Raw genomic sequence first — 247 nt, 5'->3', positions numbered from 1 at the left:
GAAGTCGTAACAAGGTAGCCGTATCGGAAGGTGCGGCTGGATCACCTCCTTTCTAGGGAGTCAGACGAAAGATCTAGCAGGTCTAGATGTTTCGGACAGGTTAAAGTAAGTTTCAGTTATTGTTCAATTTTGAGGGCCTTGCAAAAGGAACCTCAGGTAAGACGAAGAAGCGACACCCGATCGCGATGGCGTGGGGGTATAGCTCAGTTGGGAGAGCACCTGCTTTGCAAGCAGGGGGTCAAGGGTT

1 rRNA gene is annotated in these 247 nt (G+C 50.6%); it reads left to right on the top strand.

Going from position 1 to position 247, the window contains the following annotated elements:
* A 16S ribosomal RNA gene (locus WS40_RS11135) occupies positions 1-52 on the top strand; the annotation flags it as partial.
* Between the last annotated feature and the right edge of the window lie 195 nt (positions 53-247).

Source organism: Ruminococcus sp. N15.MGS-57, assembly GCF_000980385.1.
GTDB classification, from domain to species: domain Bacteria; phylum Bacillota; class Clostridia; order Oscillospirales; family Ruminococcaceae; genus Hominimerdicola; species Hominimerdicola aceti.
The sequence above is the reverse complement of the archived record's forward strand: the minus strand, read 5'-3'. Positions and strand labels throughout refer to the sequence as shown.